The organism is Arachnia propionica (genome assembly GCF_003859805.1).
Taxonomy (GTDB): Bacteria; Actinomycetota; Actinomycetes; order Propionibacteriales; family Propionibacteriaceae; genus Arachnia; species Arachnia propionica_C.
Map to the genome: position 1 here is coordinate 1 of NZ_RQZG01000015.1, position 24,777 is coordinate 24,777.

The 24,777-nt window shown below is 66.5% G+C and carries 18 protein-coding genes and 1 tRNA gene; 3 read left to right on the top strand and 16 right to left on the bottom strand.

The window, feature by feature from the left end; translation table 11 throughout:
* The 4 genes from EII34_RS11870 to EII34_RS11885 form a co-directional block, all read right to left on the bottom strand.
* A partial coding sequence (locus tag EII34_RS11870) for an SdrD B-like domain-containing protein (RefSeq protein WP_221620289.1) occupies positions 1–5,865 on the bottom strand: 5,865 nt, incomplete at its 3' end.
* 286 nt (positions 5,866–6,151) lie between these two features.
* Positions 6,152–6,227 (bottom strand) — tRNA-Asn (locus EII34_RS11875).
* Between the two features lie 60 nt (positions 6,228–6,287).
* Positions 6,288–7,013 (bottom strand): histidine phosphatase family protein, encoded by a 726-nt coding sequence (locus EII34_RS11880; RefSeq protein ID WP_124845385.1) that lies wholly within the window; start codon positions 7,011–7,013, stop codon positions 6,288–6,290.
* Positions 7,014–7,036: 23 nt separating this feature from the next.
* Positions 7,037–7,528: a hypothetical protein gene (locus tag EII34_RS11885; protein WP_124845386.1), complete on the bottom strand. Its 492-nt coding sequence runs from the start codon at positions 7,526–7,528 to the stop codon at positions 7,037–7,039.
* Positions 7,529–7,652: 124 nt separating this feature from the next.
* On the opposite strand from EII34_RS11885, the gene EII34_RS11890 reads away from it, so the two are divergent.
* Positions 7,653–8,381: a sigma factor gene (locus tag EII34_RS11890; protein WP_185711321.1), complete on the top strand. Its 729-nt coding sequence runs from the start codon at positions 7,653–7,655 to the stop codon at positions 8,379–8,381.
* Here EII34_RS11890 and dnaG read toward each other — a convergent pair whose 3' ends face one another.
* The 7 genes from dnaG to EII34_RS11925 all read right to left on the bottom strand — a co-directional run bounded on the left by dnaG (position 8,382) and on the right by EII34_RS11925 (position 15,415).
* Positions 8,382–10,214 carry a DNA primase gene (gene dnaG / locus EII34_RS11895; protein ID WP_124845388.1) on the bottom strand — a complete coding sequence of 611 codons (1,833 nt, stop codon included), beginning with the start codon at positions 10,212–10,214 and terminating at the stop codon, positions 8,382–8,384.
* A 45-nt stretch (positions 10,215–10,259) separates the two neighbouring features.
* On the bottom strand, positions 10,260–10,883 hold the full coding sequence (locus EII34_RS11900) for an Imm5 family immunity protein (RefSeq protein WP_185711322.1): 624 nt from the start codon (positions 10,881–10,883) through the stop codon (positions 10,260–10,262).
* A 16-nt stretch (positions 10,884–10,899) separates the two neighbouring features.
* Positions 10,900–11,505: a response regulator transcription factor gene (locus EII34_RS11905; RefSeq protein WP_124845390.1), complete on the bottom strand. Its 606-nt coding sequence runs from the start codon at positions 11,503–11,505 to the stop codon at positions 10,900–10,902.
* The gene (locus EII34_RS11910) at positions 11,499–12,569 is read right to left on the bottom strand and encodes a sensor histidine kinase (RefSeq protein WP_124845391.1); all 1,071 of its coding nucleotides are present in this window, start codon (positions 12,567–12,569) and stop codon (positions 11,499–11,501) included. Before EII34_RS11910 ends, EII34_RS11905 begins: the two co-directional genes overlap by 7 nt.
* Before the next feature lie 7 nt (positions 12,570–12,576).
* A complete protein-coding gene (locus tag EII34_RS11915) occupies positions 12,577–13,338 on the bottom strand; it encodes an ABC transporter permease (protein WP_124845392.1) in 762 nt (253 codons plus the stop codon).
* Positions 13,335–14,240 (bottom strand): ABC transporter ATP-binding protein, encoded by a 906-nt coding sequence (locus EII34_RS11920; RefSeq protein WP_260425142.1) that lies wholly within the window; start codon positions 14,238–14,240, stop codon positions 13,335–13,337. The genes EII34_RS11915 and EII34_RS11920 overlap by 4 nt, the downstream gene beginning before the upstream one ends.
* 68 nt (positions 14,241–14,308) lie before the next feature.
* On the bottom strand, positions 14,309–15,415 hold the full coding sequence (locus EII34_RS11925) for an HD domain-containing protein (protein WP_124845393.1): 1,107 nt from the start codon (positions 15,413–15,415) through the stop codon (positions 14,309–14,311).
* Between the two features lie 126 nt (positions 15,416–15,541).
* Here EII34_RS11925 and EII34_RS11930 point away from each other — a divergent pair, with 126 nt between their 5' ends.
* Positions 15,542–16,864 carry an MFS transporter gene (locus tag EII34_RS11930; protein WP_124845394.1) on the top strand — a complete coding sequence of 441 codons (1,323 nt, stop codon included), beginning with the start codon at positions 15,542–15,544 and terminating at the stop codon, positions 16,862–16,864.
* Here EII34_RS11930 and EII34_RS11935 read toward each other — a convergent pair.
* On the bottom strand, positions 16,849–18,135 hold the full coding sequence (locus EII34_RS11935) for a citrate synthase (protein WP_124845395.1): 1,287 nt from the start codon (positions 18,133–18,135) through the stop codon (positions 16,849–16,851). The two genes, EII34_RS11930 and EII34_RS11935, sit on opposite strands and share 16 nt — an antisense overlap.
* A gap of 93 nt (positions 18,136–18,228) precedes the next feature.
* On the bottom strand, positions 18,229–19,371 hold the full coding sequence (dusB, locus tag EII34_RS11940) for a tRNA dihydrouridine synthase DusB (RefSeq protein ID WP_124845396.1): 1,143 nt from the start codon (positions 19,369–19,371) through the stop codon (positions 18,229–18,231).
* A 52-nt stretch (positions 19,372–19,423) separates the two neighbouring features.
* On the opposite strand from dusB, the gene EII34_RS11945 reads away from it, so the two are divergent.
* On the top strand, positions 19,424–21,466 hold the full coding sequence (locus tag EII34_RS11945; protein WP_221620290.1) for a M3 family metallopeptidase: 2,043 nt from the start codon (positions 19,424–19,426) through the stop codon (positions 21,464–21,466).
* Here the strand turns inward: EII34_RS11945 and EII34_RS11950 are convergent.
* From EII34_RS11950 to EII34_RS11960, 3 genes are read right to left on the bottom strand one after another with little or no spacing between them, the layout of a single operon-like run.
* Positions 21,461–22,804 carry an ABC transporter substrate-binding protein gene (locus EII34_RS11950; protein WP_124845398.1) on the bottom strand — a complete coding sequence of 448 codons (1,344 nt, stop codon included), beginning with the start codon at positions 22,802–22,804 and terminating at the stop codon, positions 21,461–21,463. The two genes, EII34_RS11945 and EII34_RS11950, sit on opposite strands and share 6 nt — an antisense overlap.
* Before the next feature lie 8 nt (positions 22,805–22,812).
* On the bottom strand, positions 22,813–23,754 hold the full coding sequence (locus EII34_RS11955; RefSeq protein ID WP_260425143.1) for a carbohydrate ABC transporter permease: 942 nt from the start codon (positions 23,752–23,754) through the stop codon (positions 22,813–22,815).
* Positions 23,755–23,764: 10 nt separating this feature from the next.
* Positions 23,765–24,601, bottom strand: a complete 837-nt coding sequence (locus EII34_RS11960) for a carbohydrate ABC transporter permease (protein WP_260425144.1) — start codon at positions 24,599–24,601, stop codon at positions 23,765–23,767.
* Between the last annotated feature and the right edge of the window lie 176 nt (positions 24,602–24,777).

The following is a 24,777-nucleotide window of genomic DNA, read 5'->3' on the forward strand; positions in this document are numbered from 1 at the left end:
ATCGGCCTTCGGGGTGACCGCCGCCGGATCAACCGACACCGCCACCGAACCCGGCACCACGCTCACGCCCTCACCGAACCTCAGCTCGTCGGCCAAGGTGTAGGTCGCATCGAACTCGCTCGGGTTGGTCACCGTCACCTCATAGGCGATCGAGGCGTCCTGCCCCTGCTGCTCGAACTCCTTGACGACCTTGGCCACCTGTGGTTCACCCGGCACCTTGACCGGTTCACAGGCCGTGACCCGGGTGGCCTCACCACCAGTGGTCATGATCGCCTGGTTGAGCAGACCCGTCCCGGTCTCGGCATCCTGCAGCTCACAGTTCTTCGCCTCGGCCGTGACGGTCGTGGCCACACTCGCCCGAGCCCTCACCGTGAACACGTGACGGGCACCGGCCGGGATCACCTGGTCGGTCACCAGGTTCGTCCTGTCCTGACCGTTGAAGTCGGCCGCCGGCACGATCGAATCGGGTGTGGCGGTCACCGCTTCGACCTCGGTGATGGTCACTCCCTCGCCGAACCTCAGCTCGTCGGCCAAGGTGTAGGTCGCATCGATCTCGCTCGGGTTGGTCACCGTCACCTCATAGGCGATGGTGGCCTCAGCCCCTTGCTGGTCGAACTCCTTGACCTCCTTCGCGACCTTCGGCCTGCCGGGTACCTTGACCTGCTCACAGGCGTTGTCGCTGAGTTCCCCACCGGGCCAGGTGACATCGGCCACGTTCAGCAGTCCGGTGCCGTTCTCGGCACCCTGGACCTCGCAGTCCTTCGCCTCGGCCGAGATGGTCTCGGCGACGGTGCCCGTCACCTTGACGGTGAAGGTGTGGCTGGTCCCCGCGGCGATCCCCTGGTTCTCGGTGATCCTGAGCGAGGCGTTGCCTGCGAAGTCCGTGGCCAGCGGCACGACCTGGACCGGCTTGACGGCCTCGACCCGGGCGGTGTCCACCGTGACGCCCTCACCGAACTTCAGGGTGTCGGTCAGGGAGTAGGTGGTGTCCACCGCGCTCGGGTTGGTCACGACCACGTCATAGGTGATCTCCACCTTGTCGCCGTCCTGCACGAAGTCCCGATGCTCCTTGGTCATCTCCACCCTCGGCAGGGCAACCTCCTTGCACGCCGTCGCGGTCTGTCCCTGCCCCGTCTGGGCCGGGGTCACGGCGTCCAGCGCGACTGGCATGGGTCGTTGGGGATACGGGCCCACGTAGGCGAGCGTTGCGGCGTTCCGGAGACCGGTGCCCTGTTCCCCCTCATCCAGGGTGCAGTCGGCCGCGTTCGTGGTCATCGTGACGGGCACGGTGGTCTCGACGGTGACGGAGAAGGTGTGCCGCTCGCCCGCCTCGATCGGCTCGTCGAAGGCCAGGAACGTATTGTTCACACCGTCGAAGTTGGGGTTGACCACGACCGTGTCCGGGACCGCGGTGACGGGCTCCACCCGATCGATGGTGATGCCCTCACCGAAGGCGAAGGTATCCTCCAGGGCGTAGTAGGCAGGTACCTCACCGTCGTTGGTCACGACCACGTCGTAGGTGATCACGGCCTTGTCCGGGGTCCGCTGCACCTGGCCCCTGACGTTCTTGGTGATCGACAACCGCGGGTCCTTGAAGGTGTTGGTGACCGTGATCCCGATCTCCACGAGGGCATCCGGCCCCCCACCTTCGACCTTGACCGCCGAGTCGAAGTCCTTGTGGTCGATCACGGTTGACACGGCACCACCGTCGGCGGTCTCGGTGGCGTAGCAACGAGCCCCGAGCGGCAGCTTCACCGGCTGCCCCTGCTCGTCCTTCAACACCTCCGTGGCGGCACCGACCACGACGACGTCGCCCTCTGCCACGACGGCAGCGCTGGCCGCGTCATCACCCTTGACACAGGTGACGTGCATCCTGAAGTACTTGTGCTCGGCATCAGCCCTCGCGGCGTCATCACCTTCCAGCACCTTCGTGACGCTCACCTGGCCAGCCGAGTAGTAGTTGGTCAGATCCGCGATGGCCGATGCCTTCCTGGTGTCCTTGTTCCACGCGATGGTGACGGTCTTCGTCGGCGCGGCCTGGGTCGGATCGGCGTCGCCGGTCGCGGTCTCGGTGACCACGCACTCGGCACCGACCGGGATGCCGGTGAGTTCCTCGCTGGTGAACTCGGTCCGCCCCGCCTCGTAGGCCAGGGTGACCTCCTGGTTGAGGACCTGGGCACCGTTCAGCGTGCAGACCGCGGTGAAGCGGTACTCGTCCTGCGGAGCGAAGGTCTCGACCCCGACACCGGAGACGATCTTCCTCACCTGCAGGGCACCGGTGAGGACGTACCCGGCGTCCACGGTCGGATCGTCACTGTCGTGACCGAGCTGGACCGCTTCCGCGACCCCCTCGGCGTCGACGTTCGAGTCGGTCGCCCGGTCATCACCCTGACCCTTCGTGGTGAAGGTGGCACCGGGGATCTTCTCGAAGGTCACCACGTAGCCGCCTGCCCCTGCGGCACGCAGGTTGGCGAACTGGTAGTGGCCCTCGTCATCGGTGGTGGTGGTCAGTGACACGGCGTTGCCGAGGTCATCGGTTCCCGTGAGCTTCACCGTGATGCCGCTGGCCGGGGGCTCTCCCTGGTCCTGGATGCCGTCGTTGTCGAGATCGAACCAGGCATGGTCACCGATGGTCCCTGCGACGACGCGTTCATTGCGCTTGATGGGGCCGACCGGCAGTGCCAATCCGGTGGCACGTCCGAAGGTGACGTTGGAGTACACGTCGCCCTCGGCGTTGTCGACGCCCTTCATGGTCAGTTCCACCTCGATGACATGACCGGAGGTGAAGGCACCGGGCTTGGTGATGCGCAGGCCGGTCACCTCGGAGGCGTCGGCCGGGCAGGCCCCCGTCCCACTGACGACCTGCCCACCGGCAGGGGCGTCACACCAGGTGGTGCTCCCCGCCGCGCCGTTGGAAGGATCGTTCGGGTCCATGGCGACATCCGCGGCGGAGGTGTACTGGATCTTCACCTGGGCCGGGTCGCCGTTGCCCTGTGCACCCATCGTGTACTTCGTGACCTCGGCCTCGACGAAGGAGAAGGTACCGTTGAAGTTGCTCTCCCCGAGCCCTTGCCTGGGCAGCACGTCGATGAAGACCGGATCGGAGATGGCCTGGTCATCCGGGTTGGGCAGCGTGTTGGTCATGCGCATCCGCCACCGGTTGACCTCATCGGTGGCCTGACCACCACGATTGGCCTGCACCACAGGAGTCAGCGCCAGCTTCTCCAACTTGACACCGGCGATGTTGGTGACCTTCGCCTCAGCGGCGTCCTGTCGCAGTGCGACCAAGGAGTGATCGCCGTCGGCCCACACCTGGACGGTGTTCTGGTAGACACCATCGCTGGCCGTGGGGGAAACCTCCGAGGTCACGATGATCTCGGGGATGTCGGCGTTGACCACCTGGTCGGGCAGCACCCACCGCAGGTAGGTGGAACCCGGACCGCACTGCTTGCCACCGGAGAGCTTGGAGTCGCCAGGGGTCGAACCTTCCACCACCAGCGTCGGAGGACGGGTCGCCTCAACGAAGTGGAATCCGGCGGGCAGGCAGTCCTCCACCCAGACCTCCTGGGTGAGGCCGGGGGCAGCCGCGGGTGAGGTGAGCGACGGCTTCAGGCGCCACTGCACGATGTTGGCCTCGTTCTCGGTGCTGCTGCCGGTCACCTGGGGCGGGGTCTTGCCGAAGTCACCGGAGGTGCCACGACGGACCTGCTTGTTGATGCGCACCTGGGACAACGCCTTGATGACGCGGTCACCGTACTGTCCTCGGTGGGTGTTCTTGTCGTAGTAGCTGCGTCCCCACGGGGTGGCGTGGTTCAGCACCTGCTCCATGGTCAGTTCCTCCAGGTTGACGCGTTTGACCGAGGCGTAGTTCGGCAGGATGTCACCGTCTGGAAGATCGTTGACGGCCACACGAAGGCTTGTGGCGACCACCATCCGGATCCCCGACCCGAGAAGCGCGTCGTTGTTCACCGGTTCGGGGATGACCACGTGGACACGGACCCGGCCGACACCGGTGTAGATGCCCTGGGCCAGCTTCTCCTGGTCGTTGCCGGGCACTTCCTCCGGGGTGTCGTACCACGGCCCAGCTGCATCACCGCACTCGGAGGCCCCACTCGGACCTCCCGGGGTGGCGGAGTACTGCACCTTGTGGGTCGGCACCTCGGAGATGTTCTGGGCATAGGACGCGGCAGTGCCGCGGAGCACGTTGTTGTATCCACTGATCCACACGGGAGCACCGTTGGAGGGCACCTGCTGCAGACCCGCACCCGGATCAGTCGACCTCGGCACGTCCCGGGCCTCCAGGTGGAGCCTGGTGTTGTCCCAGGAGTCACAGACCACGGCACTCACCTTGCCGGGAAGCCCCGGATTGGTGCCGACGATGAGCATCTGGGACTGGACCTTCTGATCCGGTGCCACCGTCGTGCCACCTGAGACATAGGTGCTGTTGCCGGGCAGACCGGAGCCAAGGGCGGAATCACCTCGCGAGAACTCACTGGCCGGGGTGTTCATCGGCTCACCCGGAACACCCGCGAAGTACTTCGAGAAGCCGTTTCCGATGGAGATGTTCGGCGTGGTGGAGCGGTAGTCGTTGAAGGTGGGCTGGTCCGCCAGGGTCTCGACATCGGACCCCGGGTCAAAACCCTTGATGTCCAGCTCGGTGTAGGCATTCTTCGTGGCCAGCGTCCAGGTGTTGCCAGTGTTGGCACCGAACTCCCTGATGGTCTCGATCGGTGTGTAGACCTGGAACGACGCAGCCACGGCATAGGCGCTGTTGCCCGGGATGGCCTGCTTGGCCGGGATCAGCACCTCGGAGGGGTAGGTGATGAGCGAGGTGTCGGCGTTCTTCACAACGAACTTCGCGGGTTTGCCCGGCCCCTCCTGGGTGATCTGCACCTGGCCGGAGTCACGCACGGCATTGGCCGCCGTGGAACCACGGAAACCGATCCTCGGGGCCGGTGCGGAGTAGAAGTAGTCGTAGGGGTAGATCCGGGAGCCGTACTTCTCCAGATCCGCCTCCATCCGCTGGTACTGGTCCTCCTCCAGTCCCGGGTACATTGCACGAGGTGAGAGGTCATCGGTGAAGGCGATGTCCCCGATGGCGGGCATGGCGCCCTTTCCTCCGGCCGGGGCTGACAACAGCGCGGTGTAGGCCGTCAATTTGCAGACCTTCGCCGGGTTCCACGGACAGCCGGCGTTGGTGGGACCGTAGATGTAACCCAGGTTCTCCTTCAACGCGACGCTGTTCTTGGAGATGTCCCACTTCAGCCGGGAGGAGGTCGTCACCCTCGGCAGGTTGGGGGCCGGGGCCGGGGTGGCGCCATCCGCGGTGATCTCAGCGGAGATCGGTGTGAGCTGCTGGCCATTGCCGACCAGGTTGCTCACCTTGGCACTGATTGCGAAGAAGTCCGAGGCATTCGTCTTGGTCCCGAGGTTGCAGATGAGTTCCTGCTCCGGAAGTTCATTGATGGAGTTGGCGGTCAACGGCACCGTCGGGTTCGGCAGGGTGGACGGGTTCAACGCAGAGCCCGGTCCCGAACAGACGGCGGGCAGCGCATCGATGTGGAGACCACGCGGCAGCTTCAGCTTCACCGTGACGTTGTCAACAGGCACCCCACCCCCTGCCGAGTCATTGGCGTTGTACTGAGCCCGATAGGTGATCGTGTCGTTGACCCGGACGATCCCGTTGGTCGGCCCGGAGTCGTTGCCGGCGTTGTCATCGGCGTCCCAGTCCGGGGTGCCGTCCTGGGAGACCGTCAGTGTCAGCCCCACCTGTGGCACGGCATGTGCCGTGACCGGGAACAGCGTCCCCAGCAAGGCCACGGCGGCACACACCGCCAACGCCTTGTGGCGCCCCCTCTTCTTCAACAAAGCCACAGTCCTTCTTCCCCTTTCACCCGTCAGCGTCACCACGACGCAGAAGGGCAGCTGTGGCAGGGCTGGGGCACCCGCTGGATCCCCCCGTCCCAGCCTGTCATCCAAAAATACAATTGACGAAAGTTAGATGACCTGTTCTTCCTAGTGAACCGCATGTTAGACATCAGGGTTTTCAAGGGCAAGTCATGGCTCACTGACAGTGACGAAGGTCCAGCTGAACTTGAAGGTGGCCCGGGCATGACAAGAGGCCGTCCTGCTGAGCAGGACGGCCTCCGTGTGGCTCCCCGGACTGGACTCGAACCAGTAACCCTTCGATTAACAGTCGAATGCTCTGCCAATTGAGCTACCAGGGATCGGTGACCTCATGGCCACGCGGAGACGAACTCTAGCAGTGCACCGAGACTCAGGGCAAATCAACTCGGCTGGGCCATGGTGGCGCTGGTGAGTCCCTTCTGGACGAGGTGGTCGACACGGTTGAAGGCACGCATCTCGGTGTCCCCGCCGAGGTGGGTGCGCAGCCAGGAGACCGATGTGTTGTCGAGGGCGAACCAGCTGGTGGTCTCGCCCTGGATCTGGGAGGAGTCCCGTCGCAGTTCTCCGGGACAGAACATCGCGGTGGCGAGCAGTGACCCGATGGCACCGTGGCTGACGAGCACCACGCAGTCATCAGGTCCGAAATCCGAACGGAGCCAGGCAGCCAGTCGACGGGCCCGCTCGATGGCGGCCTCCCTCATCTCGAAGGGACCGGGCCACCATCCCTCCTCGGTGACGGAGTCAGGGAAGTGCAGCCGGGACGAGACCGCCGCCAACACCGAACGTGGGGACCCCGGATGGGCGACATGGTCCATGATCGGCCCGACGAAGGGGCCACTGCGCTCCATGAGTTCGGGCATCACGACGGCATCCTGCCCCAGGGCGTCCAGCAACGGCACCGCCGTCAGCAGCGTGCGCATGAAAGGCGAGACGAAGATGTGCGTCGGATCGGGTGCGAAACCGGGGAACCAGTCGGCCAGCGCCTGCGCCTGCGCCTCACCCAGCTCGGTCAGACCGGGGTCAGGGACCCGATCATCCTCGTTGTGCGAGATGGCCCAGGAGCGATTGTTCGTCGATTCGGCATGACGGATGAAGATGAGGTCCACACCCTGACGCTACCCCAGATGTGTCACAGCCCGTATTCCGTCCTCAGGCGATCGGTCTCCGTGACGACGAGAGCGGCGATGGAGGGATCCGTCAACTCGACCTCCCCTGAAGCGCTGGCCAGCCACTCCACCGGATCATCGGTTCCCGGGGCACGACGGGCGGTGAGCGTGACACTTCCCCCGGGCACGTCATGGCTGGCGCTCATCACCGTCGAGGCCTGGACCCGTTCACGGAAGACAGCAGGCAGTTCGCCCGGCCTCGTGATGGGGCACTCCCACTGCCCTTCCGCGGTGTACCAGTGCAGGACGCCCGGGTCCTTGCGCCACCCTCCACCGAGGATCTTCTCCCAGGGCCACACCTGCCACGCACCGTCCCTGAGATGGGCGAACTCCCGACGGCTCGCCGCCACCCATTGATCATGTTCTCCCCGGGCCCAGGCCAGCAGCCGTGGCTCCTCACCCAGCCGCGCGGCGAGGTCGTTCCGGAGATCCTGAGGCAGTGAGTGTTTCACCATGGGGACCATTGTGCCCCCCGAGTGTCTCCCGAAGCGGGGCAGGTGTTGTCAATGTCTCGGCAGGTGTTGTCGATGTGGCTGCGGGGTCTCCTCAGCAGTCGTTCCAACTGCGAATCTGGAGGACATGACCATCACGCACAGCCATTTCACAGCCCCGCTCATCACTCTCGAGGAAGAGGTCGATCTCTTCCGCTGCATCGAGGCGTCCACCTATGCGGCCCATCTGCTGGAGACCGGATGTGGCTCGTGGGACCCGGCCGATCTCAGGGCCATGGTCGAGGCCGGCTCCCGGGCCCGTCAACGGCTGTTCTCCGCCAACCTCCGGCTGGTGATGAAACTGGCCTCGGCCGCGGCCCGGCAGACCGGTGCGGAGCTCGACGAATTGTTCCAGGAGGGCTGTCTGGCGCTGGGGGAGGCGATCCCGCGGTTCGACCAACGTCGCGGCACCAGGTTCAGCACCCTGATCCACCGGTACGTCTCCCGCGCCGTACGGCATCGCGCCCTGCATGGATGCATCGCCATGGAATCGGTGCGCCACCACAGTGGTGCACGGGTGCAGATCCGCTGGACCTCGCTGGATCGGCTCCCGGAGGCGTACACCGCCGTCGATGGTGGGATGGAGCAGGTGGAGCAGCCCTCCTGGGACCTGTTGGACCTGTTGGGTCGGGCCGGGTGGGTGATCCGGAAACGCTACGGCATCGGCACCAGCCGCACGACACGTTCTGATCTGTCACGTGCGCTCGGTGTGTCCCCCTCGACCATCCGACGTCTCGAGGAGACCGGCCTCAAGGCCGCCCGGGACCTGCTCGAGGGTGAGCACTGCCGAATCCCGACACTGCCCCGCGTGGCCTGATCAGTCACGGCGGATGCGCTCCAACAGCTGTCTGCGTTGCATCTCCATGGCGGTCAGCTCTGCGAACATCGCCTTGTGGTCATCGCTGTCCTTGAAGGCATCGGTGCGCTGCAACCGTGACTTGAGGTCGTCGATCCGTCTCGCCAGGGCCACGATGTGGAGTCGGTCGGTGTGCTCCAGCACGTACTGCTCGTCTGGATCGTCACGCAGCAGGGGCTCGACGACGAGCATCCTCAGCAATCCCGCCATCTCCTGGTTGGGTGCGGAATCCACCAGGTCGGTGGTCCAGGTCTCAGTCGGCTCGACCGGCGCCAGGAGACGGAACAACGCCGCATAGGCAGGATGGGTGAACTCACCCTCGGTGAGGGAGTTCCAGGAGGTGTCGAACAGAAAGGGCCGTTGCAGGAGCAGCTTCATGGTGTCGCGTTCCAGTCTGAGCGCGGGGTCCCTCGGGTCCGGCCATCCAGCCGGTTGCCCTCCCGGGCGAACCCGCCCCCTGGTCTGCTCCGAGGCGCGACTGCGCGAACGGTTGACCTCGCGGCGCACCTGTTCCAGATCCATGCCGAGCATCGAGGCGAGTTCCCTCAGGTACTCCCCCACCATCGACTTGTCACGGATGGAGCCCAGAAGTTTCGCCGAGTCACGCAGCGCACCGACTCGCCCCTCCGCACGATCCAGGTCGTACCCCTTGAGGACGTTCGCCATCACGAACCGGTACAGCGGGACGCGACGGCTCACCAGTTCCCTGACCGCGGCCTCGCCGTCACGCAGCCACAGGTCGCAGGGATCGAGCCCTGAGGGCTCGACCGCCACATAGGTCTGGGAGATGAAGTTGTGATCCCCCTGGAACACCTTGAGGGCCGCCTTCTGTCCGGCTGCGTCACCGTCGAAGGTGAACACCACCTCACCGTGCAACCCGTCATGGGTGCCGAGCAGGCGTTGCAGACGACGGGCGTGGTCGTCACCGAAGGCGGTTCCACAGGAGGCCACGGCCGTGTCGACCCCGGAGATGTGGGCCGCCATGACATCGGTGTAGCCCTCGACGACCACGGCCTGGGCACGCTTGCCGATGGCCTGCCTCGCGAGGTCGAGCCCGTAGAGGACCTGGGACTTCTTGTAGACGGGGGACTCCGGGGTGTTGATGTACTTGGCAGGCAACCGGTCATCGTCGTGGATGCGTCTGGCACCGAACCCCAGCACCGCGCTGGCGGAGTCCCGGATGGGCCACAACAGGCGTCCGACGAAGAAGTCACGGCCACCGTCGCGGATCAGCCCGGCCGCTTTCAGCACCTCGTCGTCGAAACCTTCACGTCGAAGGTGCTGCCTCAGTGTGGCCCCGCCCCGGGGTGCGTAGCCGAGGGAGAAGTGCAGTGCATGGTCGCGGTTGAAACCCCGTTGGTCCAAGAACTGGCGGGCAGTGATGGCCTCAGGGGACCCGAGCTGGGAGACGAAGAAGGCGTTGGCCGCCTCGTTGGCCTCGAGCACCCGTTTGCGCAACCCCGCCGGTTGTCCCGGCCCCTGGCCGTCGTCGACGGTGCGCAGGGTCACCCCGAACCGGTCCGCGAGCACCTGCACGGCCTCCACGAAACCGAGGTTCTGCTGTCGCTGCAGGAAGGTGATGACATCCCCGCCCTCCCCGCAGCCGAAGCAGTGGAAGAAACCACGTGCGGGAGAGACGGTGAAGCTCGGGGTCTTCTCGTCGTGGAAGGGGCACAGTCCCTTGTACGAGCCACCCCCGGCAGGCCGCAGGGCGACGTGGTCACGCACCACGTCGTCGATCCTGGCCCGTTCCCGCACCAGGGCGATGTCCTCCTCATGGATCCTGCCCGCCATGCTGCGAAGTGTAGAGGGTCCGGCAACACCTCCGGTCTTCAGGACTCAGGGGTGGGCTGCTCGTGGAACCGCCACGTCCAACCACCAGGTCCAGAACCTGCGCCGGGCAGCCAGGTCGACGCGTGCAGGCTCCTCCCAGGGGGCACCCCCGACAGCACAGGCACAGGCATGATCGGCGGCGGTGCTCCAGGGATCGTCGTCGGCATCCAGGTACCCCTCAGGGCAGTCCAGGAAGCTTCTCGCACCGTGCCCACGGGCCGCCCAGCCGGCCGTGATCAGGGCACGTTGCGCGGCATCGAGCACGAACAGCGCAGGTGCCGTGGCGGAGTCGTACTCACCTCCGTGGTGGCTCGTGACCCACTCGATGAAGGCCTCGAGGTCGAGTCGTGGATCCTCCGCAGGGAGCACGACTCGACCCTCGAGCAGGTCCTCGGCCAGTTGGAGACGCTGCTCCACCGCGGGATCACCGGGATGCGCGGCATCCCAGATGGGTTGGACGTGACGCACGCATGCCCCCTCGAGCCGCGCGATACGACTGCGCGATGCAGGTGTCCCCGGGTCCTGGAGCAATGCCTGCCACACGAGACAGCGGATGTATCGGGGAATCGTGGCATCGGTGGCCTTCACCAGCTCGGATCGGGCAACGGCGATCGCCTCGGACAGGAGCATGACACCTCGCATGATCTCAGAGCCAACCACGTTCAGCGGCCAGACGTTCCGCCTCGACACGATTCGCAGCCCCTGTCTTCCCGATCGCACTGGAGAGATGGTTGCGCACGGTTCCCTGTGACAGGTGCAGGCGTGCTGCGAGCCTGGCGATGGGTTCTCCGGAACCGGCCAGCCGCAGCACCTCCTGCTCCCGCGGGGTCAGGGGGTTCCGACCGGAGAACAGCAGGTCACTGGCCAGGTTCGGGTCCACGGTGCGCAGTCCCTGGTGGGCACGGCGCACCGCCTCGGCCAGGGCACGTGCCGGGGTGGTCTTCACCACGAATCCGACGACCCCGGCATCGAGGGCCCGGCGGAGATAGCCGGGCCGGTCGAAGGTGGTGACGATGACCGTGCGGACCCCCGGTAGTTCGTCGTGCACCCGGGCTGCCACCTCGATCCCGTCCAGCCCCGGCATCTGGATGTCCAGCAGGCACACCTGCGCCCCCGAGGCACGTGCGGCAGGGACCACCTCGTCACCTCGGGTCACCTTCGCCACCACCTCGATGTCACGTTCCAGGCCGAGCAATGCGGCCAGCCCCTCCAGGACCAGCTCCTGGTCGTCGGCCAGCAGGACCCTCACCACGTCACCAGCACCTCACATCCACCATCCGGTGTGGAGTTCATCTGGAAGGACGCCCCCGCCGAGGCCGTGCGTTCCCTCATCCCGGTGATGCCACGACCCTCAGGAGCCCGGACCCCCTGCCCGTCGTCGACCACCCGGAATCGTGTCGGGTCGAACTCCACGACGACGCGTCGAGCCACTGCGTGACGCAACACATTGGTGCTGGCCTCCCGCAGCACCCATCCCAGCACCGGGGCGAGTGTGGCCGGGACCACTGCGGGATCGCCGATCACCGTCACCTCCAGCCCGGCCTCGGCCAGGCTCTGTCGCGCTGCTGCCACCTCGGCGGCGACGGGACGTTGCAGCACACCGTTGACGCTGGCCCGGAGTTCCTCCTGGGCCCGGCTGATGAACTGCTGTGTGGTGGCCAGCTCGGCCCTGGCCCGGTCCGGGTCGACCTCCAGCAGCCGCTCCGCCAGCTGTACCTTGAGACTGGCCACGGTCAGGGTGTGCCCCACCAGGTCGTGGACGTCACGGGCGAGGCGTTCCCGGTTCTCGGTCAGGGCCTGCTCCTCACGCCGTTGGGCATCCTCGATCTCCAACTCCGTGCCACCGACCCCGACTGCGCCGCTGATCCCGACGAGCAACGTCACCCCGAGCAGGATCAACAGGTTCAGCTTCCAGCCGTAGACCCCCCACACCACGACCCCTGCGGTGAGGACCCCCACCGAGGTCACCAACCGTAGCGGCGGCCAGAGACCCCACACGGTGTAGGCCATGACGAAGGGAAGCATGCCCAACGCCAGTCCGAGTCCACCACCCGCCCACTCGATCACTGCTGTCAACAGCAGCAACAACGCGCCACGCAGCAGCTGCATCACACGTGCCCGCCCCTCCAGCAGGATGCCGAGGGTGACGAAGGAGAGGACGTAGACCGGGACGAACAGGACGATGGTGGTGAAACCGACCCAGCGTCGCACCGGATCGGGCTGCATGCTCAAGGTGTGGATGGGAAAGACCAGGAAGACCAGCCAGACGGATGCCATGAGCATCCCCATCCAGCGCCCGAACAGCAACCTCTTCATCCCAGGGTCACAGCCTCGTGCGGGAACGTCGCTGACCGAGCAGGGCCAGGGAGGTGAAGACCACGCTCCAGGCCACCACGTTGGCGATCAGCACCCACACGGAATCAGTGATCGTCTCCCCCGTGGGTTGCAGCACCTTGCCCTCCAGCTGTGGCCATCTCATCAGCCCAACATAGCCGTACATCGGGGTGAAGCGGGCGATCTGGAGCATGATCCCTTCCAGGGGGATGAAGACATTGCCGAAGAAGGCCAGGAAGACGATCGCGCCCGATGCGATGCCGACGGCGTTCTCGGAGCGCATCAGCAGGGCGGTCCCCATGCCGTAGAGGGCGAACAGCACCGAACCGACCAGGCCGATCAGCCACGTCGAGACCCAGACCCACCAGGAGTCCGCCCTGGCGCTGGTGACGGCCCCGATGACGAACACCAGTCCGGAGGCGATTCCTCCCATCGTGACCCCGAGCATCACCTTCGTGGTGATGAAACCCGCGGGTCCGAGCCGGGTCAGTCCGAGTTGCCGCCCCCAACCGAGCGTCGCCTCGGTGGCGGCCAGCGCCGCGATGGCGGTGGCGGAGATCACGGCGGCATACCCTGCCATGGAGGCCATCACCTGGAAGGCGACATTGCCGTTGCCGAAGGGACGCGTCGCGTGCTCGGACGTCGCGCCGAACAACAGGTACATCAGCACCGGGAGGCAGAAGGTGAACAGGATGTTGCTCACATCCCGGAAGTTCCGGAGCAACTCGATGCGGAACCAGGTGGGATTCATCGGGTCTCTCCTTCGGCGGTCAGGGCCACGAAGGCCTCCTCCAGGCTCGGTGCGGTGACCTCCAGGTCACTGCACCCACGACGCAGCAGTTCCAGGGCGAGGGCATCGGACTCGGCGACGGTGGCGCTCAGTCGTCGTCCCTCCACGACATGGTTGCCCCCGAGCAGTTCGGCGAGTTCGACCACCAGGCAGCCCTCGTCCTCCTCGGGCAGCAGTGCGCTGACCCGACGACGATTCGTCATCGCCCGGATCTCGGCGACCCCACCGTCCGCGATCATCCTGCCCCGGTCGATCACCACGATCCGGTGGGCGAAGTTCTCCGCCTCTTCCATGAGATGGGTGGCGAACAGGATCGTTCGCCCTTCCCTGGCGTGGGAGTGCATCACCTCCCAGAAGTCGCGACGGGCGTTGACGTCGAGCCCCGCAGTCGGCTCGTCCAGGATCAGCAGTTCCGGGTCGGTGAGCAGTGCCAGGGCGAACTTGATCCGCTGTTGCTCCCCGCCGGAGCAGCGGGAGACACGTCGCCTCCGCAGCTCCACGAGCCCCGCCTCCTGCAGGACTGCGGGGACCCGTTCCAGGCTGCCCTGGATGGAGGCGATGATGCTGATGGTCTCCCCCACCGTGATGTCGCTGAGCAGGCCACCGGTCTGCAGCAGTGCCCCGACGGCTCCCCTCAGGATCGCTTGGCGTGGTGACGACTCGAACACCCTCACCTGGCCGGATGTCGGGTGGGTGAGCCCCAGGATCATGTCGATGGTGGTGGTCTTTCCCGCCCCGTTGCGGCCGAGGAAGGCCACCACCTCGCCCCGGTCCACCTCGAGGTCGATCCCGGCGACGGCCATCACCTCCCCACTCCGGGAGCGGAAGTGCTTGTGCACTCCTGTCAGTTCAATGGCTTTCACGACTCCATCGTGGAGCCGGAGGGCCGCCTGCACACAGGGGTTCAGTCACCACTTGGCCATGACATCCGTCACGCACCGCGTCCGATGCCGCGAGGCAGCAGTGCCGGGTCCCAGCCGAGCAGCCGCTCGGCGTGCTCGAAGGCGAAACGATCCGTCATGCCCCCGACGTAGGTGACCGCCCCCCTCGCCAGATCCTCCTGCCGGAACTCTGTGGGCAACGCATCGGGGTGCTCCAGGAACCAGTCCACCAGCCCCTGGAGGATCTTCACCACGGTCAGGGACTGGGCCACCGACTCGGGGCGGGTGTAGATCCGCTCGTAGTTGAACTTCCTGAGAGCCGCCAGCGCCGCCGCCGTCTCGGCGTCCATCCCGACCCGCCCCGTGGTCATCGTCGTGGTGATGACCGCCCTGAGGAAATGGGCCAGTTGTTCCCGACGCTGGATGCCGACGCGGTCCCGGACGATCTCCGGCAGGTCACCAGGGGTCACGATTCCCGCATCGATGGCGTCCTCCAGGTCGTGGGCGCAGTAGGCGATGCGATCCGCCCAGCTCACGAGTTCGCCCTCCAGGGTGGCGGGGGCCGGGCGCGACCAGGAGTGGTTGCGGATCCCGTCCAGGGTCTGGGACGTGAGGTTCAACCCCACGAGGGTCACGTCCGCGCCCCACGGGCCGTGGTCGTAGCCCTCCGGGATGTAGGCGTCGAAGGCGTCCTCGGAGGCGTGACCACCGGGTCCGTGCCCACAGTCATGTCCCAGGGCCATGGCATCGGTGAGCGCGACGTTGGCACCGATGCCCCGGGCCATCGCCACGGCGCACTGCGCGACCTCGATGGCGTGGGTGAGTCGGGTCCGTTGGTGATCCTTGGGGTAGACCACCACCTGGGTCTTGCCCGCCAGCCTGCGGAAGGATGCGGAGTGGACGATGCGGTCCCGGTCCCGCTCGAAGCAGGTGCGGAACTCGCACGGCTCCTCCGGTCTCGCCCGGTCCCCGGCACCGTCGGAGAAGGTCGCTGCCGGGTTGAGGGTGAGGCGTTCCAGCTCCTCGCGTTCCTGACGTCGTCTCGTCGCTGCGGGATCGACCCGTTGCCGGGAGTCCCGGTGAGCGGTCACGACGTCATCACCGTGACCGTGCATGGTCTTGGCCCATTCGCGGGCTCGGGGCAGTGGCTCATTCATGGCAGATCAAGAGTATGCTCATCCAGCGTCGACTACGGGACCCCGAGCACGGGTTGAGAACAGGCTGCGGCTGCCTGAAACCGTTCGAACCTGATCTGTGTGCAGCAGCGTAGGAAAGGAGACGGCATGGCTGTCACCACCGCCCCCACACGACTCCCCGCCGCCGGGCGAGCCGCCCTGAAGGGCGGGGTGTGGGGCAACTACGTGGATCAGCTCCACATCTTCCTGCCCGTCACGGCCCTGGCACCGGCCCTACCGATGCTGGCCGGTGAACAGGCCATCACCGCCACCGTCTCCTTCGTGGTGATGGCCACGTTGCTCGGGCGCCCGATCGGTGCCATGGTGTTCGGGCGGGTCTCGGACCGGCTGGGACGCACCGTCACCACGAAGATCGCCATCGCGGGAACCGCCGTCTGCACCCTGCTCATCGCAGCCGTGCCCACCCACCACCTGCTCGGGGCCTGGACCATGTGGCTGATCATCGTGCTGCGCTTCCTCGGCGGGGCCTTCCTCGCCGGGGAGTACACCTCCGCCATCCCGCTGGCGATGGAATGGTCGAGACCCCGCGGCCGCGGCCTGGTCTCGGGGCTCATCATGTCGATGTCACCGTGGGCGCAGGCCACGATCGCCTTCGTCACCCTGACCCAGCTGACCCTGTTCGGCCTCGCCCACTACGGCACGTGGGGTTGGCGGGTGTCCTTCGCGGCCGGGGGGATCGCCTCCCTGGTGATGCTGGGCTACTACTCGGCCCACGTCGCCGATGCCCCGGTGTACCGCAGACACGCCAGGAGCCCGGATGCCCCGGCAGGACTGGCCGAGATCCTCGTCGGCAGCTGGCGGCGGGCGTTCTGGCAGATGTTCGGTCTGATGACCGGCCTGTGGTTCATGACCAACGTGGTGGTCCTCCTCCTCGCCCGACGTCTCGTCAGCTCCCTCGCACTGACCTCCGACGCCGTCGCCATGGTGATGGGGTGGGCCGCCGTCGCCCAGGCGATCTTCATGGCGGTTGCCGGTCACCTGTCCTCCAGGACCGGACGACGGCGTTTCCTCGTGGCCTGGGGGCTCACCGCCGCCGTCATCGCACCGATGCTGTGGTGGGCGACGATGCACGTCCGGGAGCTGGTTTGGGTCGCGGTGTCGGCCGCCCTGCTGCAGGTGTTCACGGTCTGCGGTTATGGTCCGATCGGCGCATACCTCTGCGAACGGTTCCCGACGAGAGTGCGTGCCACCGGGTACGGCACGGCCTACTCCCTGTCCATCATCGTCCCGGCGCTGCACCCCTACTACCTCCCGGGACTGGAGAACCGACTCGGGCACGATGGGGCTCCCATGGCCCTGCTGGTGCTCGGCGGGGCGCTCGTGGCCCTGTGCGGCGCACTCGGACCACGTCTGTCCCCCGCCGAGCTGGATGCGGATGTGGAGACCGTCGCGGATCAGCGCTCCTCGTAGGGCAGCCACTGGGTGTGGTGGTTGCCGATGTAGAGCTGCCGCGGCCGATGGATCCGCCCGGTCGGATCATCGACGATCTCCTTCCAGTGCGCGATCCAGCCAGCCGTACGGCCGATCGCGAACAGCACGGTGAACATGTCCAGCGGGATCCCGATGGCTCGCAGGATGATGCCGGAGTAGAAGTCGACGTTGGGGTAGAGCCTGCGCTCGGTGAAGTAGGGGTCGGCCAGGGCCGCCTCCTCCAGCTCCCTGGCGATGTCCAGCAGCGGATCGTCGATGTGCATCGACTCCAGCAGCTCGTGGGCGGCCCTCTTCAGGATGCGCGCCCGGGGGTCGAAGTTGCGGTAGACCCGGTGCCCGAAGCCCATGAGTCGCTGACCGGTGCGTCGGTCCTTGATCTGGTCGAGGAATCGGACCACCGAGAGGTTCTCGTCACGGATGGTCTCCAGCATCTCGATCACGGCCATGTTCGCCCCACCGTGGGAGGGACCCCACAGGGCCGCCACTCCTGCCGAGACCGAGGTGAACAGGTTCGCCCCCGACGAGGCGACCATCCGGACGGTGGAGGTGGAGCAGTTCTGCTCATGGTCGGCGTGGAGGACGAAGAAGAGGTTGAGGGCGTTGGCCACCTCCGGGGTGGCCTCGTAGTCGCGGTAGGGCACGGAGAACATCATGTGGAGGAAGTTCTCCGCATACGGCAGGTCGTAGCGCGGGTAGGCCAGCGGCTGCCCGATGTGGCTCTTGTAGGAGGCCGCGGCGATGGTGCGGGTCTTCGCCAGCAGGAGGGCCGCGGCCCGACGGAAGTCGGACTCCTCGGTGATGTGGATACCGGGCAGGTCATAGGCCTGGATCGCGTTGATCATCGCCGAGAGGATCGCCATCGGGTGCGCATTGACGGGGAACCCGTCGAAGTGCTTGCGCATGTCGCGGTGCAGGGTCGAGTTCTCGATGAGCAGCTGCCGGAACTCCTCCCGTTCGTGCACATCCGGCAGCTCTCCGAAGATCAGCAGCTCAGCCGCCTCGATGAAGGAGGAACGACGTGCCAGGTCCTCGATGGGAACCCCACGGTAGCGAAGTATGCCCTTCTCGCCGTCGATGAAGGTGATGGCGGAGCGGCACGAGCCGGTGTTGCCGAAGCCACTGTCCAAGGTGATGAGTCCCGTCGTGGCGCGCAGGCTCGAGATGTCCACGGCCAGTTCCCCCTCGGTCCCCCGGACCAGGGGCAGGGCGTACTGGGTGCCGTCGAGGGTCAGGGTCACGGTCTCGGTCATGGGTCTCCTGTTCGTTGTCCCCCACGGTAACCACAGATACTACATTTCGTAGTGGCAGCCCGAGTGCTGGACCACGATCACACCAGGCCCAGGTCACCCCCCGCTGACGTCGTCCTCGGCCGCGCTGAGGTCCAACCCACAGCCACTGGTGTCGTCGTACCAGCCGTACGGCAGGATCACCCTGCCCCGAGGGCTGCCCTGCCTGCCACGGGGCGTGCCGAGTTCGGATGTGGGGAACGGCTGATCGGCATCCAGCTGCCCGACGAGTTCCCGAAGCTCCTCCAGTGAGGAGACCATCGCGAAACGACGACGCAGCTCGCCCACCGGATACCCCTTGAAGTACCAGGCCATGTGCTTGCGCAGATCGACGACCCCGCGCTCCCCCATCAGGTCGACCAGCAGCTCGGCGTGACGGATGAGCATCGCGCCCACCTCTCCGAGCGTGGGTCGGGCGCGATGTGGCTCACCGGCGAAGGCCGCGGCGAGATCCCCGAACAGCCATGGCCTCCCCAGACAACCCCGACCGATGACCACCCCGTCACATCCGGTCCGAGCCATCATGGCCAAGGCGTCCTCGGCCTCCCACAGGTCACCGTTGCCCAGCACCGGGATGGAGACCGTCTCCTTCAGCTCCGCGATGCGGGACCAGTCCGCCTGCCCGCCGTAGGCCTGCTGCACGGTACGGGCGTGGAGCGCGATGGCGGCCGCTCCCTCCTGCTCAGCGATGCGTCCGGCGTCGAGGAAGGTCTCGTGCTCGTCATCGATGCCGATCCTGGTCTTGACCGTCACCGGGACCCCGAACTCATCGGCCGCCTGGACCGCTGCCCGGACGATGGCCCGCAGCCGGTCACGCTTGTACGGCAACACCCCGCCGCCCCCCTTCCGGGTCACCTTCGGGACCGGGCACCCGAAGTTGAGGTCCACGTGGTGGACGCCGTGCTCGGTGACGAGTACCCGGGTGGCCTCGGCGACCACGTCCGGATCCACCCCGTAGAGCTGGACCGAGCGGATCGTCTCCGATGGATCGAAGGTGAGCATCGAGCGGGTCTTGTGATCACCCACGATGATGCCCCGGGAGGTCATCATCTCGCAGACGTAGAGTCCGGCCCCCTGCTCCAGGCACAGGGCCCGATATGCGGCATTGGTGATCCCTGCCATGGGTGCCAGCACCACGGGCAGTTCCACCACGACGGCATCCCTGCGGCTCGGTGCGTGCAGACGCAGTGGTGTGACCATCTTCCCTCCTCGATTCGGACCGGGAGATTCTACGCGTGGTTGGATGGGGGTCATGAATCCTCTTCTCTCCCCTTCCCCGCTGCCGTTCCAGCTTCCCGACTACGCCCGTCTCACCACCGATCACGTGCGCGAGGCGGCACTGGCAGCCATGGCGGAACAGCGTGAGGCGGTCGAGGCGCTGGTCACCGACCCGAGCCCCGCCACCGTGGAGAACGTGCTGGTCGCGCTGGAGCTGAGCGGCCGACCCCTCGCACGGGTGATCAACACCTACTGGGTGGTCGTGGCTGCCGATGGCACCGATGAGCGTCGCGCGGTGGAGGCGGAACTCGCCCCGCTGCTGGCCACCCACTCGGATGCCGTTCGCCTGGACCCCCGGCTCCACCGACGCCTGGTCGCGCTGCGGGATCGCGCCACTGCGGGTGAGGTCACCCTGGATGCCGAGGACGAGTTCCACCTCGGCGACCTCATCGACACCCTGGAGCGTTCCGGGGTCAACCTCGCCCCCAAGGCCCTGGCCCGCCTCAAGGAACTGAACACGGAGCTGGCCTCCCTGTCGGTGGAATTCGAGCGCAGGCTCCTCGATGAACGGGGCGCCAAGGCCGTGCTGGTCACCGAACGTGAGGAGCTCGACGGGCTCGACGAGGCGCAGCTCGAGACCGCGCACCGGGCCGCGCTCGACCGGGGACTGGAGGGTTGGCTCATCGAGTTGACCAACACCACGAGGCAGCCGATCCTGGCGGATCTCCGCAACCGTGACCTGAGGCGGCGGATCCTGCAGGCCTCCATGTCCCGGGGGTTGGAGGGCGACCACGACGTCCGTCGCATCGTCCTCGACATCGCACACCGCAGGGCCGAGCGGGCCCAGTTGCTGGGACATCCCCACCACGCCTCCTGGGTGGCTGCCGAGGGATGCGCCCGCACCACCCCAGCGGTGCTCGACCTGTTGCAGAAGGTGGCCCCCGGCGCGATGGCCCTGGCCCAGCAGGAGGCCTCAGAACTGCAGGACCTGCTGCAGCGGGATGTCCCCGGTGCCACCCTCGAGCCCTGGGACTGGGAGTTCTACGCCGCCGAGCAGGCTGCCGCGGGGGCCGTCGACCCGGCCCAGCTGAAGCCCTACCTGGAATTCGAGCGGGTCCTGCACCACGGGGTGTTCGCAGCGGCCACCGGACTGTACGGGATCACCTTCCACGAGCGCCCCGATCTGGTGGGTTTCACTCCCGAGGCCCGCGTCCACGAGGTGCGGGAGGCCGACGGCAGTCCGCTGGGCGCCTTCGTGATCGACCCGTTCACCCGCCCGACGAAACGGGGCGGGGCCTGGATGACCAGCATCGTCGATCAGGCAGGGCTGACCTCGGACCTGCCGGTGGTGACCAACACGTGCAACTACACGCCCCCGGCCGAGGGCGCTCCGGCCCTGTTGTCCTGGGACAACGTCATCACCTTGTTCCACGAGTTCGGCCATGCGCTGCACGGTCTGCTCTCCGACGTGAAGTACCCGTCACGGTCGGGGACCTCGGTGCCCCGGGACTTCGTCGAGTTCCCCTCCCAGGTCAACGAGATGTGGGCCTGGGACGAGAACCTGATCCGTTCCTTCGCCCGCCATCACGTCACCGATGAGCCCCTGCCGGAGGAACTCGTGGCGAGGCTGCGTGCCTCTCGCGCGCAGGGGGAGGGGTTCCAGACCTTGGAGACGGTGGCTGCGATGCTGCTGGACCAGGCATGGCACACCGCGACCCCTGAGGAGCTGCCACGGGACGTCTCCGAGGTCGAGGCCTTCGAGCAGGCTGCGCTGGAGCGTGCCGGGGTCGCCCATCCCCTGGTGCCACCGCGGTACCGGACCTGTTACTTCAGCCACGTCTTCGGCAGCGCCTACGCAGCCGCGTACTACGGCTACCTGTGGGCCGAGGTGATGGATGCCGACACCGTCGCGTGGTTCGAGGAACAGGGTGGACTGAGGCGTGAGGCCGGGGAGTGGTTCCGCCGCGAACTGCTGGGGCGTGGTGGCAGCATCGAGCCGATGCGTTCCTGGCACGGTTTCCGAGGCGGCGACCCGGATGTCAGCCACCTGCTCGCCCGCAAGGGGCTGCGTTCATGAGGTCAGCTCCAACAACCGGTTGACCTGATCGTTGATCCTGGTGAAGTACGACACGTCCTGCTGCCCGACGTAGACCGCCTCGAAACCGGGAACGGTCAGGGCCGCCACGTCAGCGGCATTCGTCGTGACGGCGAGGGTGCGGGTGGTGCCCTCGTCGAGATGGACGGTGAAGGCGCTGACGTCCAGCCCCTGTTGTGCCCGAACCTGGAGCGAGCGCTCCGTCGCCTCCGACCTGGCCGGGAACACCACTCCGGCATCGGCGATCATCATCTGGCACCTCGAGGAACCGAGGAAGGCCACCCACTTCGCTGCGGCCTCCTTGTCGTCGGCGAACCGGGTGATGGAGTCCGCGAGCCCGTTGAAGGGGCTCGCCCGGTGCCCGAGCGGCCCGACCGGGGTCGGTGCGATCTGTAGCTGGATCCCGGGGATGGAGACGAAGGACGAGATCATCCAGGAACCGTTCATGCCGAGCACCGCCTTGCCCTGCGCCACCTGCTGATAGGAGCCGACCTTGGACCCGAAGGTCTCGTAGGCGGGCATGTATCCCTTCTCGACGAGTCCGTAGTACCAGCGCATCACCTTCTGGAACTCGGGATCGTCCAGGTTGTAGCGACGCCCCCAGGGGTTCTTGTCGAGTGGTTCCCAACCCATGGCACCCGCGTAGGCGCCCCAGGTGGTCTGCCCCAGGGCATCCCCGCCGGCCCCGTCGGATCCGAGCCCGTAGACGGCGACGTTGTTCCTGTCGAACCCCGGCTCATCTCCTCTGACGCCGTTGGCGTCCACGCTCAGGTGTGCGATGATCCGTTCGAAGGAGCCGCCGTCGTCCGGGTTCCAGTCCATGGTCATCAGCTGCTCCCGGGTGATCCCGGCCGCATCCGTGACCCGTTCGTCGTAGAAGTAGGCGATGGTGTCCCAGTCCTTGGGGATGCCGTAGCGTCTGCCGTCCTGTCCCTTCCAGAGGTCGGCCAGCCCTGTGGCGTAGTCGGTGTCGTCGACCTCCCGGGTGGGGGCCAGGTCGTCGAGCGGCACCAGCACCTCCAGGTCGATGAACTGCGCGTACCTGCTGAGGTGGTTGGTGAACACGTCCGGGGCCTGGTCGGCGATGAAACCTGCGGTGAGCTTGCTCCAGTAGTCGTCCCACCCGTACTGGGTGATGTTGACCCGTAAGCCGGTCTCGGCCTCGAAGGCATCGGCACAGGCCTGGTAACCGGGTTGCTGGACCGAGTCCCACAGCCAGTAGTCGATGACGCCGTCGCTCTTCGGGCCCGCGGCGCAGCCGGTGGCGAGGAGGGCACCGACCGTGGCGGTGGCGATGAGCCGGTGGATGTTGCGGTTCATGATGGACCTCACTTGATTCCGCTGAAGCCGATGGAGTTGACGATGCGCCTCGCGCTGAGGGCGAACAGCACGAGCATGGGGATGGCGGCGACGAGGGTGGCGGCCATCAACCCGGACCAGTCCGGCCCGGTGTTCGGGTTCTGCGCCCGGAAGACACCGAGGCCGACGGTGAGCACCCGCGAGTTGTCGGTGTAGGAGACCATCAGCGGCCAGAAGTAGTCGTTCCAGGCGGTGATGAAGGTCAGGATCGACAAGGTGGCGATGGGTGCCGCGGACATCGGCAGGATCAGCCGGAAGAAGATCCCGATCTTGCTGGACCCGTCCAGCAGTGCCGCCTCCTCCAGTTCGACGGGGACGTTCATGAAGAACTGTCGCAGGAAGAACACCGCGAACGGCGACATCAGCATCGTCGGCAGGGAGATCCCGAGCAGGGTGTCGATGAGTCCGAGTTGCTTGATGAGGACGAAGTTGGGCAGGAACGTGAAGATGGCGGGCACCATCAGCCCTCCCAGGACCAGCGTGTAGACCAGGTTCCGGCCCGGCCACCTCAGCCGGGAGAAGGCGTAGGCCGCGCAGGCGGAGAAGAAGACCTGCCCGGCGGTGACCAGGCAGGCCACGACGACACTGTTGGCGAGGTAGCGCCAGAAGTCGATGGCCTGACCGGAACCGCCCTGGGCGATGGCCTCCTCCCCCGTCTGCAGGCCGAAGACCCGGGCGAAACTGCCGGTGTTGAAGTCGACGGGCAGCCAGCTCGTGGCCCCTGAGTACAGCGCGGCGTTGGAGGACAGTGCGGTGCGGATCATCCAGTAGAACGGGATGAGGGTGATGAGCAGGATCACCCCCATGAAGACCCAGGCCAGGATGCGGCCGATGGACAGGGATTTCCTGGTCCGGGTGGCGGTAGACTCCGCGGTGTTGTCCGTGGTGGGGACTGTCGCAGTGGTGGACACGGCTGGCTCCTCAGTTCAGGTCGGTCTCACCGGCGCGGGTCAGCCGGTACTGGAGGACGGTGATAATGACGAGGATCACGAGAAGACCCACGGACAGGGCCGAGGCGTACCCGAACTGGAACTGCCCGAAGGCCATGTTGTAGATGTAGAACTGGAGCACCCGGGACGAGTTGACCGGCCCACCCGCCGTGGTGACAGCGACGGTGTCGAACACCTGGAACGACCCGATGATGGTCATGATGAGCACCAGGGCGAGGATGGGACGCAGCAACGGGATCGTGATCCGCCAGAAGGTCTGCCACTCGGACGCCCCGTCGACACGTGCCGCCTCGTAGGCGGACTCCGGGATGGTCTGCAGTCCGGCGAAGATCAGCAGCGCCGTGTAACCGACGTGTCGCCAGACGTTGATGAGCGCGATGGTGGGGATCACCGTCGCGTCATCGGCCAGGAACGGGATCCTCTCCAGCCCCATGCCGGCCAGTATCTGGTTGCCCAGTCCCAGCTGGGTGTCGAGGATCCAGAAGAACACCAGTGCCGCCACCACGTTGGAGACCAGGTACGGGGTGAGAACCAGTGAGCGGACGATGGTCGACCGGGTGAGTCGATGCATCAGCACGGCGATGACGAGGGCCAGCACGGTCTGGACGCCGATGTTGACCACCACGTAGTAGAGCGTCACCCAGGCCGCGTTCCAGAACACCGGGTCCTCCAGCATCCGCAGGTAGTTGTTGAGGCCGTGCCACGTCGGAGGGGTGAGCAGGTTGAAGTCGGTGAAGCTGAGCGCGATGCCGTGGAGGGTGGGCCAGATCAGGAAGATCCCGAGGCCGAGTACGGCTGGCGCAATCATGACGAGTGCGAGTCGGAGATCGCTTCGGGGTCGGCGCCTGGGTTGACCTTCCGTGGCCACCTCGGTGCTGGCAGGGGACATCTCTCACCTCCGTTGGCAGAACTGCCCAACATTGTGCCCACTTCCTCACCGGATGACCTCGGGACGCGCCGGGCAGGTCACGTCCCGAGGTGACG

Excerpts from the sequence above, each read along its gene's own strand:
- EII34_RS11885 (WP_124845386.1), bottom strand. The coding sequence starts at position 7,528 with ATGGTGAAACACTCACTGCCTCAGGATCTCCGGAACGACCTCGCCGCG.
- EII34_RS11890 (WP_185711321.1), top strand. The coding sequence starts at position 7,653 with ATGACCATCACGCACAGCCATTTCACAGCCCCGCTCATCACTCTCGAG.
- dnaG (WP_124845388.1), bottom strand. The coding sequence starts at position 10,214 with ATGGCGGGCAGGATCCATGAGGAGGACATCGCCCTGGTGCGGGAACGG.
- EII34_RS11900 (WP_185711322.1), bottom strand. The coding sequence starts at position 10,883 with ATGCTCCTGTCCGAGGCGATCGCCGTTGCCCGATCCGAGCTGGTGAAG.
- EII34_RS11910 (WP_124845391.1), bottom strand. The coding sequence starts at position 12,569 with ATGAAGAGGTTGCTGTTCGGGCGCTGGATGGGGATGCTCATGGCATCC.
- EII34_RS11915 (WP_124845392.1), bottom strand. The coding sequence starts at position 13,338 with ATGAATCCCACCTGGTTCCGCATCGAGTTGCTCCGGAACTTCCGGGAT.
- EII34_RS11925 (WP_124845393.1), bottom strand. The coding sequence starts at position 15,415 with ATGAATGAGCCACTGCCCCGAGCCCGCGAATGGGCCAAGACCATGCAC.
- EII34_RS11930 (WP_124845394.1), top strand. The coding sequence starts at position 15,542 with ATGGCTGTCACCACCGCCCCCACACGACTCCCCGCCGCCGGGCGAGCC.
- EII34_RS11935 (WP_124845395.1), bottom strand. The coding sequence starts at position 18,135 with ATGACCGAGACCGTGACCCTGACCCTCGACGGCACCCAGTACGCCCTG.
- dusB (WP_124845396.1), bottom strand. The coding sequence starts at position 19,371 with ATGGTCACACCACTGCGTCTGCACGCACCGAGCCGCAGGGATGCCGTC.
- EII34_RS11945 (WP_221620290.1), top strand. The coding sequence starts at position 19,424 with ATGAATCCTCTTCTCTCCCCTTCCCCGCTGCCGTTCCAGCTTCCCGAC.
- EII34_RS11950 (WP_124845398.1), bottom strand. The coding sequence starts at position 22,804 with ATGAACCGCAACATCCACCGGCTCATCGCCACCGCCACGGTCGGTGCC.
- EII34_RS11960 (WP_260425144.1), bottom strand. The coding sequence starts at position 24,601 with ATGATTGCGCCAGCCGTACTCGGCCTCGGGATCTTCCTGATCTGGCCC.